The organism is Bacteroides intestinalis (assembly GCF_003464595.1).
Classification (GTDB): domain Bacteria; phylum Bacteroidota; class Bacteroidia; order Bacteroidales; family Bacteroidaceae; genus Bacteroides; species Bacteroides intestinalis_A.
Genome location: NZ_QRZF01000002.1, coordinates 108,081 through 120,403, shown reverse-complemented (window position 1 = coordinate 120,403; position 12,323 = coordinate 108,081). Strand labels below are relative to the sequence as shown.

Genomic DNA, 12,323 nt, shown 5'->3' with positions numbered 1-12,323 from the left:
CATTTTTCAAAAATACAATAAGATAAAAGCAAGGAAATATACAAAGGGAGTCAATAACAGAAAAAGTGCGTTCTTTATTATTTCAGGAAATGTACAAAGAAAAAAAAATCTCTCATATCATCAGCAGATAGAGAGAATTTCTTTTTATTACTTAATATAGGTATTATTTGGCCTTCTTCTTTGATTTTAGAAAACTATCCGGATACGTCATCTGGTTAATCACCTCTCCGCCACGTAACCGTACCCAAGTATCAAAAGTCCTTTGATTCTCTTTCAGAACAATCACACGCGCACCATTTGGCCTCAGATGATTATAGATTGTATTTCCTCCGGAGAAGCGTCCATAAGCCAACAAAATATCCTTGTACATCACTACAAAATCGTTATCGTGATCGTGTCCACAGAAAGTAGCAATCACATCCCCTTGCTCCTTTATGGCAGTAAACATGCCGGAATTAAGTTTCGGACAGCTAACATTCTCTCCTTTTGAACCCAATAATGGATTTTTTCCGTCAGCCTCAGCCTCAGCATATTCGGGCAAAGGAATATGGAAAAAAGCAAGAGACGGAAGAGGAGTTCCACCATTCTGTTCAGTAAAGGCACTACTTTGCTCGCGATACCAATTGATTTGATCAAACTTCAACCAATCATATCCGCCAATTCCCTGTAGTTTGGGACGAGCATGCGAGTCAAGACAATAAAGTACTGCTGCCGCATGCGATCCATCACTGGACATCACCGGTAAAGCATAATCGGGACTGAAAGCTCCGTTGCGATCGGGCTGTATATTATAAGGCATAGCACTAATGATATCGTAGATTTCACTCAATGTACAATCAAATTGTTCATCGTGATTGCCAAATACAACGGCAAATGGAATCTGACGTTCCGAAATACAAGCAAATAATATCGGTAGAATTTTTGCTACTGAAGCAGAATAAACCAAATCTCCCGTTACCATCACAAAATCCGGTTTTTCAGCATCCAACACTTCTTCCATGCATTCTATAGCCTTATTTGAGGCCTTCTTTCCCCACTTATAATGGAGATCTGTAAACTGCACAATTTTAAACTCTCCATTGGAAGAAAAATGAAGAGCAGGTTCTTGTGCATGACCAGCAAGAGCCATGCACAGAAACACGATACAAATAACAATATTACGTTTCATTGTCACTTACTAAGATCCAGTACTACTCGTAAGCCTAAGCCCTTTTCACGCGAATCCTGCTCCACTCTGCGGCGGAAAGCTACACGAAGGTTATCAGGTGATTCACTATCCCAGGCACCGCCACGACGCACACGGTTCTTATCAGCTTTAGATCCGATAGGATCCGAAACTTCTCCTTTGGGATACTCATTCTTATAGTCCATACAGAATTCCCACACATTACCACTCATATCATAGAATCCCAATTCATTAGGCTTCTTCGTTTTTACAGCATGTGTCGTATTCTGGCTATTCGGATAATACCAACCTACTTCATCGACATTAGCACTTCCACTATATTGTGTAAGCTGAGTTTTGTTTCCGCCACGAGCCACATACTCCCATTCAGCTTCGGTCGGCAAACGGAAACGCACTCCTGTCAGTTCACTCAATTTTGAAAGGAAAACCTGGCATTCATCCCAACTAACCATTTCCACGGGTTTATTAGGATCTTTGAAAGTAGAAGGATTACTATCCATAACATACTCCCATAATGCCTGTGTCACTTCCGTTTCACCCATATAAAAGTCTTTTGTAATCTTTACCCAATGAACAGGCTGCTCATCTTTGTCCGCATTTTGCTGTTCAGGAGTAGCTCCCATTTTGAACATACCGGGTTTCACAAGCAACAAGTCAAAACTTACCGGCTTTTTAGTCTGTACACCAATGATATTAGCCTGTGGCTTCAAGTCCACGGTAATTCTTGGTTTCAGGAAATTCTCACCCGGTTTAGTAACCGTCATAATATAGGTGGATTTCGACTTCACGCTCTCAAAATCGCAACGCAAAGGAGTAAAATCTGAGGTTTTAATAGTAAGCCAACTGGAGCCTCCGATCAAATAGACCCAATATTCTCCATCCTTGTACTCAGACTTTACAATATCCCCCTCAAACTTAGCATCCGGCACAGTCAATCCTACCTTAATTAAGGCACAAGGATCGCCATTCAAATCAGCAACTTGATGCACCTGAGCTGATAAATCTGATGAATCAACATGAAAATCGCTCATGGTCAACTCTTGTGCATAAAGCGAGCATAACGAGAAACATAGCAAAACTGCTGCAAAAAAAATCTTTTTCATATAAATTGGTTTGTTGTTATTATGGTAATTTGACATCTGAAAATCCGAATACACTTTCTCCCATAGGCTGCCAGGTTCTTACCTGTATTTTGGGCTGCTCTTCATTGGTAAAATCCCAGATCAGGACAACCATACCTTCATCATGGTAGGTCGATGAATACCAGTTCTGTCGTAACGTCACTGCATAGTACTGAGTTTTTCCCGGAGCACCATTACGTTTAATCTCATAATCATTGAACTCTACATTGATATAACCTTTATGTTTTTCACGGTCGAAAACGCGACGAAGACTTGCCAAATACTGTTGTTTGTTCTTTTGGACATATTCTACTTTTGCCGCATCTGCCATCCCAACTTCGCTTTTTTGTCTTTGCATCACTACCTTACCTGTAATAATCAAAGCATCATCACTGAAGATATCTTCCATAAATTTCAGATTCTTATCATTATAAGCTTTTCTGAACTGTTCGCACCAGTGAATAATTTGTAAACGACGGTCCACATCATTCAAACGTACGCCTTCTTTCAGCAATTGCTGATATTGCCGGGTTTCCATGGCAAAATTAAAATCAACAATCCGTCCTGCGGAACTAAAATCAATGCAAATTTCCTGATACTTAGATTTTTGGGTGTCAAATGCAGCATCTAATGGCTTCATTTCCACCCCAATATTTCTTACCTGAAAGCCGCGCAAGCTTCCATTATTCCGTTCCAAACGTACACAATGCTCTACGATATCATTATCCATCGTACGAAAATGAACATTATTCCACGTCATCCCAATGCTCTGTGAAGCCAAATTATCAATGTCAATACCACTATAATTGATGTCTGAATTGCTGGATTCGGCAGTATTAATAGCAGTCAGCAAGCCCATCACCTGCTGCTCTATCTTCGTTTTTAAAGCACCATCCGGAATACCATCAGAAAACTCAAAAAGGACCTCGTTTTGTGCTTGTAAAAGCATGCAACAACCCAACATCCAAAAAGCGAATACTAATTTTCTCATATTTCTATAACATTACTATTTATATATACACAAACAGCATAAGCTTCTAAACCAAATCTTATTCTTATTTGGAAAACTCAAACCACACTGCACTCTTTCCCTTACCAAAATAGTTATCCAACGAATCATACTGGCGGGTTCTGAAATTAACCCGGTCATTGGTGCCAGGTCCCAGAATCGTCACTAAACTTTTATCCGTATCATCTTCCAAGATAACCCAAAAACATTCTGCTACATTCTTACATTCATTGTATGTACCAAAACGTTTTACTTTATAATCTACCTTCATGCGATTAAGGACTCCTATCACTCCCTGTAAATTAGGTTTCTGCAACATTTCATTCAAGGCTTCCTGCTGCCATTCCACGGGAAGGGCCATCGAAGCTTCAGAAGAGGTTACAGGTGCCGCTGTAGGTTCAGTTACCACAACCGATTCAGAAGTTACAGTCGGAGCTGCTTCAGGTGCTGCAACTGATTCAACAGGTTCAGGTGCTGCAATCGGCTCTACTTTTGATTCGAACGGCGTATCATCCGCCGCTGACTCAAAAGGAACATAATCAGCTTTATTTACGTAGACAAAAACACGCATATTAGTGCCACGCTTTCCTTTTATACATTGCACCTTCGTCAAGCTATGCTCCGTAACCTTACTTTCAGGAGGTAAGTTTTTGTCATTGATATAATCATTAATATAGTTGGCTAACATCAAAGTGGCAGCTTCACGTGCCTCCTCTTCAGTCTCCATAGTAGATTCGGCATAGAAATATTTTCCGTCACGTTTAATGTCGTTTATCTGTTTCGTTATACCCGAATTTTGTGCAATAGCCCCCGTAACCGAGAGGCAGCCCAACAGCAACATCAGAATTCGTTGTTTCATACCTTTAATTTTCATCTTCCTTAAACAAATTTTTTATTTTAAAAGTGGGAACATAACTAGTCAGACGGGCTGTTATATTTCCTTTCTTATCCAGTAACTGTTCTACATCGCAAGTTACTTTCATCACATGGCAATATCCTTCATTGGCATTGCGCATTAATAATTCACAAACGGCAAGCGTACCCTCAAAGCTAATTACTCCAAAATAAGGGGTACACCCTTGTCTCAAAAAGTAACTAACAAACTGCAACAAAGGCATTTCAAAGTTTTCATCAGGAGCATCATACTTTTTCAGACGGACATTTATCCTAAAATCATTTTTCAGATTAACGGTTGTCAGCAGGTTTGCCAAGCTCTCCAAAGGATGCTTCCGATTGAACAGCAACTGATATTTCCCATCATCCGATTTCTCATAATAACGGGTGGTACTTAGTTCAGCCGTGTAACAAGTATCTCCGGGAAGAACAAAATAATTCGGCTGCCAAGTCTTAACCAAAAACTTAGGGTTAACTTTTGCGGTATCTGCCGGTAACAAAGGAGCACGTTTTATAGCACTAACGATACGTCGCTCGTTTTCTACCATTTCAGTACCATGAAGCAAATCATAACTAATAGGGAAATCAACAGAACAAGTTAGTTTATCACCCCGATACCAGCTAACCTTATAGCGCCTGTCAGACAGATTGTCAATAGTCAGGTTTAAAGTGGTATCACCAACCTGTTTACGCAGATCGGACATTTCTCCAACTGTAAAATTGATATTATCTTCTGCTAATTGTTTCTCTACAGACTTCTCACGTTTCAATGGTAGATCAATGCTCAGCACATATCGCTCTAAGAAATTGTATACAGCAGGAACCTGTAGCAATTGACGTTGTTCCTCAGAAAACAAAAGATAACCAATATGGCTTACCCTTCCACCATCTACAGTAACACTCAACGGACGTTTTTTATAAAAAAGTTCTGTATTATAACGACCATCTTTCAAAGTACTCAACTGATCTGCCAACTTTAATGAGGTTGCCATATCAGCCAATAAATCGGTCTGATAACTGTTCTGAGCTATCAACGACATGGTATTCACCCCCGAGAGGGCAAATACCATGAATAATGAGTAGAAGATGGTCTTCATAACATTCAATGTTTATCAACCACCGATCTGAATTGTCTTACGCGTTCCATCCTTACGTTGAAGTTCACCTTGCTGTAAATTACCATCTTTAAACTTAGCGTTCATAATTTTATCGCCCGGCTTCAAGTCCAAAGTTTCTTTATCTCTATTTTTCAAGTCGAGTGAATACCCTTTCGTAACATAAGCAATACCAATACCATTAGGTTTACCACTTCCATTCGTTGGTCCTTCAAAATAACCATAAGGCAGATTTATACGTGTAGGAGCATCCTTTTTCACTGTTTCTGCAACATCAGTAGACTTGGTATCTTCCTGTGTAGAAACTTTAATCGAATCTTCCACTTCAGTCACAAGCTGTTCTGCTTCTTGCTCCACAATTTCTTTACCTTCTAAAGATCCACCAGAAGATACAATAGTGTCCTTTACTACAGTTTCTACAGTTTCTGTAGCAGCTTTCTCACCTGAAAATGCAAAATATGCACCACCTCCACCAAGCACAATTACAGCAGCAGCAATACCACCAATAAGAGCCCAATTAGTAGTACGCGGAGGAGCAACTTTTGTCAAGTTCTCACCACATTCTTCGCAAACAAAATCTTTCCCTGCACGAATCTGCTGAATTGTCTTTTCAGCACACTTTGGACAAGGCTTACCATCACCATTATCACGATTAGTACAGATACCATACATATATCTGTCTCTTGCATTATTACTTCTTGCCATAATTGTTTTCCTTAACGTTTCGTATTAATCATTTCTATTGCTTTTCTCGCGTCCGCACCAAACTGCGTATACTTGGGAGAAGTGGGACTTGAGCATTCTTTCGAGACAAAGTCACGCATTAGCACTTTCACCTTTTCTACCATAGCATTACGCTCACTAACTTTCAATTCTGCATTTTTCAGAATATTATCAACTTTCTCTTGAATACTATCACGCATTTCAGATGTGAAATCTTCACTAACAGGGATATCAGTAAAGCTGGCAGCAATGAAAGTCGTAGTCGGCGTTCCCCACTCATCTTCTGTAATCATGCACCATCCTTGCTCTTCTCTGGCATCCTGAGCATATTGTATAAGATCGTTAGCGGCAGCCACAAAGAGATAAGGAGTAAATTCTTTCAGAGGAATAATCTTTTCACCCATAATACCCGGCAATTGTGTACCGTCACCTTCACTGTGAAGCAGAACACGAGCTTCTGCAGCTTCGGTAGGATTTGGGTTCTGGACCATATCATTATACTCCCTTTCATAGTTTGTCATCCAAGAAATAGCACGCATAGGGAAGCAATACTTCACAGCCGCAATGGTGATTTCATTCATGCGCTGATCTGAAATATTGAACCGGATGGTACTTCCCGGCGTACCGTTTCCAAATGAGCTCTTCAAAGCATTCTCCAATTTCACAGCAAAAGCCTTGAGAGAATCATTACCTTCATAACTTGGCAAACTTACCAGAATCGTTTTGCGATTAATGGACTCCGGATGAGATACAGGATTCGGATTGTTATTCAAAGCTTTGCTAAGCTGTCCTTCATCAAGTTTAAGGAAAACACCACTCTGATTTACAACATCACTGGCAAAACGTCTGATATCATCATCCGTCAGGAGAACTTTTTGCAATTGCTGCAAAATATTCATGCCGAGTATCTTATCTTGCTGACACTCCTGATCATGAATCTCACGGATTTGTCCGGCCAATTGCAGATCAAAAAGATCAAAAATAGTATCCTCAGTAGTCTGAGCAGCCAATTCATCGAAATGAGCAAAAGTCCGGTTGCCGACAATTGCCTTACGCAAACCTCCCGAAAGAGTTTCCTGGCGATGTTTATCCAAGATGATAGCACGTTCAAACTTAATCATCTTCTCATCTTCACATACTTCAATAATAGCTTTAGAAAGATCAGCTACCCCTTTACTCTTCTGATTACGATCTGCAATGCGCTTTTCTGCAATTTCCATCGAAATGTAAAGTTTACCGGCAAATTCAGTAACCTGTGCATGGAACTCTTCAAAAGCCGCACGCAACTTACCCAATAAGGAAGCCTGGAACTTTTTAGCCAATTTAGTCGTCTTCTCAACGTAAAGGTCTGAAAGAATTTCCTGATGATCTGTATAACGACGGGCAGAAGCACCGGCTGCACGTGCTATAAGGCTAGCATGCGACCAGTCATATTCATTAGCAGCGGCATCGTCTGAATACTGCTTGATCTTTTCATCACAAGTCGTAATCTCTGCATCGATGTTGGCTCTGCGTTTCTTAATATAAATCAGGATTTCATCACAAATGTGAAGCAAGTCGTCCAGAGAAAGTTGTCCTTCATACCATTTTGTATAAAGATCACGTTCGATACGTTCCACAATATAACTGGCTTGCTCTTTCAAAATACGGTCATCACCCTTATCCTGGTAGTATTCCTCTACGCCTTTTTTCAAACGGAAGTTATTCTTAAACTCACCATCACAAAAACTTTCCAGATATTTCAACGGATTCTTATCGGCTGCTTTCGCATCATCATAAGAATAGAAGTTTGTGGTTGATTTCCAATAATCCTGTATTGAATCGAAATTCTTATCCGTATCGTAAATCTTCTCGTTAAGCGTGAGGAATGAGTCGCTCAATCTCCAGTCACGTAAATGTGCATCATTAATATAGAGTTGCTTATAATCCTTCTTCACACTCTCCTGTACAAAACCAAAGTCATCCTTAAAGTTATTATACTGCATTTGACGAAGCACCTGTTGTCCAATAGTATAAGAGATATGTTCGATGATACGCTTCTCAGGATAGATAACACGTTTGATACCAAACGAACTGATAGCTTTCGTACGAGCACGTTCTTTATCATTGCCCTTAGATTTTACGCTATACTCTACACAAAAATCATTAATATTTTCAGAACTCAGTCCACGGATAAAATCACCGGTGGTATCTGCATTATATTCCAAAAACATACGGAAATAAATCGTATCGGCCAGTAACTGTGGCAATTCTGTGAAAGAGTTTACAGTAACGCCATTTTCATTAATATTGGAATAAAGCATCAAGCCAAACTGCTTGTTGGAATCCAAATCAAGTGAGATGTGTTCATCACCACGAATCACATCACAAGGAAGGAAGCGTCCTACATTCAATGCACTCAACTCGCAAAGAGCGGCATATCCATTCTGATGGTAACGTCCAGCCTGACATCCGGCAGGAATCTCCAATTCCGGCACCATAGCATAGACCGTAATAACAGCATCACGGAAAGATGCTTGGGCACGCGCTTGAGCCACAGCATCAATGATAGCTCCCGATCCTGTACCACCTGCCAAACCGGTAAAAATATGAATATTCACAGAGTCTTTGCGGCTGATAGCCCTCACCTTTTCGTATTGTGCTCTCAAAGCAGCAACGTACTTATTACAATTAGCAGCAAAAAGGATGCGACCTGCACGTCTTTTTTGTCCGGCAGCAGCACCTACTTCGCCTAATGTATTGCGCATTGATGCACCATTACGTACAATGTTTTTCAATCCGGGAAAGTTATCCACATTGTCTAATATCTGACCAAGATTAACTGACTTAATGTCCACAAACTCACTCTCTGTAAAAGAAGCATCTTTACCCATTACTTTGAAAGACGGGTCACCAGGCTGCATCATCTCACGTGTTGAGTCAACATAGATAAAGCCAATTGATAGTTGAGCGCGATCTGTCTCATTAGGAAACTCTAAAAACAAACGTTTACGAAGAGCTTTCAACACTTTGCCTCCTGTACCGCCCAAACCTATCAGAATGTGGTTAGGACTCTGAGAATCTAATTTTTCCATCATCTATAATTTATATATTTATTGTTTTTACATAGCCATATCATTTATCATCTTCTGGTCCGATGCCCTCGATTATTACGATGTGTACCGGAAGTACGCCTACGATGATTAGAAACTCGGTTTGCCTCCATCGCCCCACCACCAATCATCACACCGAATGCGACTAATATTCCTCCCACAATCCATCCAAAACGTCGCCAAATATACCTGTCTATACTATCAGTGATCATGGTTTTTATATTCATTACATTTTCAGAGCTCATTTCTACTTCGCCTAAATAAGGCTTCAGCAATGAATATTTATCCTTAACAATTGTCCAGTCAATATTCTCACCAACAGTCTGTGCCGAAGTAACCACATTTTCTACATATTTTTTTGTTTTATTAGCGCCGATCAATGCTGTAAACTGAAAAGTCATAAAGAATAGCAGAAAGGCCCCTATGAGTCCGCTTATCAAATAAGAAATGCCACATATTTTATGAGCAATATACATCACAAAACCTGAGAATATTAATCCTATTAATATTCCCCAGAGCAAAGCAGAAATATAATTAAACAAAATATCCATCACTTAAACCCTACTTAGATATTGATTAACTACCAGATTTTATCCCTACCTATTGATAAGAAACTCTAAGAGATTCTTCAATATTCGCCTAAAAATAAAGATATTGCAAATATATATATAATATTTAAAAAACAAGCAAAAGCCTCAAAAAATCAGTAAAAAATTAAGCAAGTAGCCAGCAAAACAAAAATGTAAATAATTATCCCTTTCCAATTACCTATTAAACAATTCGAACGTAAATTTTACACCCACTTCTTTATACTTCCAATTTTCAAAGCCGGCGAAAAAGCCAAAATCAAAGACATGCGTACCGATACCATAACCCACTTCAATATAAGGTTTCAGACGAGGAACAAACAAAGCCCCAAAATAAAGTCGTTCATTCAGTACATATTGGCTTATTTTATTTAAATGAGGAATTATCAGGAAGGGAGCTTCATAAGTGACATGCCCCCTGAAATATCTGCGCGAGGAATTATACCAATACCTGTCAAGCAATTGGAAAACTCCGCCAAAATCGTCATTCCAACCTGTCGGAAGATTCGTACGCCGGAAATTCGCAAAATCAATAAAATAAACTCCGGTTTGTTCTGTAAAAGTACCCCAGCCCAACCGATAATAAAAGTCACGCATCAATCCCAATGGAATGGTATGCTGTAAGTCTATTTCAAAGCGTTCATAGTTATTAGAATTAGGCAATACCCCTTTGAATCCTCGTTCCCAATCCAATGATATTGTAGGATATTTGGAATGAAGATTTACTTTTCGATTACCATTCATATAATAATATTGTCCCGGTGTCCATGTCAAGCGTATTCCCGGAGCAAAACTATTATAAACACGGGGCAACTTGTCCAATACCTCCTCATCAATGTCAGGTGGTGCGGAAGGCTGCTCGGATTCAGCAGTGGAAGAAGTAGAGGAATCTATCACCGTAGCCTTACCTTTCGCCGTATCCCTACGTCGGTGCATGGAGAGATTCAAATCCAATGTCAAACCATTGACAATCTCCCAACTATGTCTCATGGTGAGATAAAGATCCTTATAATAATTCAGCCGAAGCCTGCTCACATCAAAAATACTGTCCGGAATATCCTTCAGTTCATCCAATATGGCACTACTATAAACACGATTACCGTCACCAAACTCCACATACAAAGAAGCCCCTTTACGAGGATTATAATCAAAACTCGACCTCACCTGCCAGTAAAATTCTTTCTGTTTAAAGTTATAACCTGCTCCCGGGGAAATCTGCAAACGCCGATCACCTGAGAACAACTGGTTATACCTTAATGTCTGGCGATAGGAAAGCCCATTCAACGCACTATAACCGAACATAAAAGGATTGATAATAGGCGAACCGCGAAGCCTTCCGTAATTATTCAGATCCACGGTATAGTAATCTATCATCGCATCTCCCAAGTGGCCCCAAAACACCTTTCGCTTCTTGACAGGGGTAGAGTCGTTAAGTTGAGAATAAGTACGGTAAAGTTCCTGTTCATGGGTAGTCAGAGGAATAGGACGTATACGATTGAAATGAGCCGTATCGTAGCGGTATGCATCAGGTACCGCAGTCATTTTATAAATTCCCGATAAATCATATTTGGAACCCGTTTTCCGCGTCAGATGGGCCGGTTTGCGCTGACGGATGTCCCGATAATTAAGTGTTGCCACATAACTTCCGTCTATCAAATTTCCCAATAAACGGAAAGTGCCTGTAACATCATATTTCACAGGCAAAAATTCATCAGACTCTCCTACTTCACCCATTTTCAGTAGATTAGTAAAGCGAAACATCTCAGAACGTCCGGAGAAGCGGATTTCACGTATGCTCCATACATCAGTATTCACAATCATATATCCACCCACCAACTGATAGCTTCTATTTTTAGGCATGAAACGAATTTTATACTGACGATTATGAGAATCTCCCATAATAGAATCCACAAAATAGGTGTAATATTTTCTGGCATCCGAAGCTAAAGGGGAGAGGAGTTTATCATATAGCAACGTAGAAGAATAAATATTTATGTGAAAATGCTCCATCAAGCGCCCGTCAGCTTCCCAGAACCCTTTAGTAGTTCCCATACTTGCCTTCACTTCCTGTTCATAACGATTGGGAGCAGTGAAGTGGAGTTCACTATATGTTTCCATCATATATTCATGCATACCTTTCCTGGTACGGAACATGGTAGGCAAATAATGAATAATGAAATTCCGCTTTTTCACATTCACCTTTCCTTTTATATAGAGTTCCGCATTATAGCTTTCCACTATATTTGCATAAAAGGGTGCGAAATAGAAAACCCGTTCCATCACAGAGTCCGCCAGATGTTGCAACTGCTTATCCCGCTCATCGACCGCATTTTCTGCATTGGCCTTTTGAAAAACGGAAAATAAAAGTCCGAGCCCTATCCATATATATATTAGATGTTTCAAACGTAAATCCTCAAATTAGTTGGGACAAATATAGAAAAAAAGGTTGTAAAACGAAGGAATAGCCTTTTTTTTAATACATACCAAATACACACCTAATCCAGACCAAGCCCGTACCAACCCCGTGTCAAGACCGTACCAACTCCGTGTCAAGTCCAAGTGTATAGACACGGAGTTGGTACGGACCAGACCTGGC

At 39.9% G+C, this 12,323-nt stretch carries 9 protein-coding genes; all 9 read right to left on the bottom strand.

The features are described from left to right. Positions 1-163: 163 nt before the first annotated feature. Positions 164-1,168: a metallophosphoesterase family protein gene (locus DWW10_RS02860; protein WP_022394373.1), complete on the bottom strand. Its 1,005-nt coding sequence runs from the start codon at positions 1,166-1,168 to the stop codon at positions 164-166. A gap of 2 nt (positions 1,169-1,170) precedes the next feature. Continuing rightward, complete coding sequence (locus DWW10_RS02855; RefSeq protein WP_022394374.1) at positions 1,171-2,289, bottom strand: formylglycine-generating enzyme family protein; 1,119 nt, start codon at positions 2,287-2,289, stop codon at positions 1,171-1,173. Between the two features lie 19 nt (positions 2,290-2,308). Next, positions 2,309-3,298 (bottom strand): hypothetical protein, encoded by a 990-nt coding sequence (locus DWW10_RS02850; RefSeq protein ID WP_022394375.1) that lies wholly within the window; start codon positions 3,296-3,298, stop codon positions 2,309-2,311. A 64-nt stretch (positions 3,299-3,362) separates the two neighbouring features. Next, a complete protein-coding gene (locus DWW10_RS02845; RefSeq protein WP_147350451.1) occupies positions 3,363-4,175 on the bottom strand; it encodes a hypothetical protein in 813 nt (270 codons plus the stop codon). A 4-nt stretch (positions 4,176-4,179) separates the two neighbouring features. Then, on the bottom strand, positions 4,180-5,307 hold the full coding sequence (locus tag DWW10_RS02840) for a PH domain-containing protein (protein WP_022394377.1): 1,128 nt from the start codon (positions 5,305-5,307) through the stop codon (positions 4,180-4,182). 15 nt (positions 5,308-5,322) lie between these two features. Continuing rightward, the gene (locus DWW10_RS02835) at positions 5,323-6,030 is read right to left on the bottom strand and encodes a flagellar basal body-associated FliL family protein (protein ID WP_022394378.1); all 708 of its coding nucleotides are present in this window, start codon (positions 6,028-6,030) and stop codon (positions 5,323-5,325) included. 11 nt (positions 6,031-6,041) lie between these two features. After that, positions 6,042-9,125, bottom strand: coding sequence for a tubulin-like doman-containing protein (locus tag DWW10_RS02830; RefSeq protein ID WP_022394379.1), 3,084 nt, complete (start codon positions 9,123-9,125; stop codon positions 6,042-6,044). Between the two features lie 44 nt (positions 9,126-9,169). Further along, positions 9,170-9,694: a hypothetical protein gene (locus tag DWW10_RS02825; protein ID WP_147350450.1), complete on the bottom strand. Its 525-nt coding sequence runs from the start codon at positions 9,692-9,694 to the stop codon at positions 9,170-9,172. A gap of 210 nt (positions 9,695-9,904) precedes the next feature. Beyond that, the gene (locus DWW10_RS02820) at positions 9,905-12,007 is read right to left on the bottom strand and encodes a DUF5686 family protein (RefSeq protein WP_259320411.1); all 2,103 of its coding nucleotides are present in this window, start codon (positions 12,005-12,007) and stop codon (positions 9,905-9,907) included. Positions 12,008-12,323 lie beyond the last annotated feature (316 nt).

Excerpts from the sequence above, each read along its gene's own strand:
- DWW10_RS02860 (WP_022394373.1), bottom strand. The coding sequence starts at position 1,168 with ATGAAACGTAATATTGTTATTTGTATCGTGTTTCTGTGCATGGCTCTT.
- DWW10_RS02855 (WP_022394374.1), bottom strand. The coding sequence starts at position 2,289 with ATGAAAAAGATTTTTTTTGCAGCAGTTTTGCTATGTTTCTCGTTATGC.
- DWW10_RS02850 (WP_022394375.1), bottom strand. The coding sequence starts at position 3,298 with ATGAGAAAATTAGTATTCGCTTTTTGGATGTTGGGTTGTTGCATGCTT.
- DWW10_RS02845 (WP_147350451.1), bottom strand. The coding sequence starts at position 4,175 with ATGAAACAACGAATTCTGATGTTGCTGTTGGGCTGCCTCTCGGTTACG.
- DWW10_RS02840 (WP_022394377.1), bottom strand. The coding sequence starts at position 5,307 with ATGAAGACCATCTTCTACTCATTATTCATGGTATTTGCCCTCTCGGGG.
- DWW10_RS02835 (WP_022394378.1), bottom strand. The coding sequence starts at position 6,030 with ATGGCAAGAAGTAATAATGCAAGAGACAGATATATGTATGGTATCTGT.
- DWW10_RS02830 (WP_022394379.1), bottom strand. The coding sequence starts at position 9,125 with ATGATGGAAAAATTAGATTCTCAGAGTCCTAACCACATTCTGATAGGT.
- DWW10_RS02820 (WP_259320411.1), bottom strand. The coding sequence starts at position 12,007 with ATGGAACGGGTTTTCTATTTCGCACCCTTTTATGCAAATATAGTGGAA.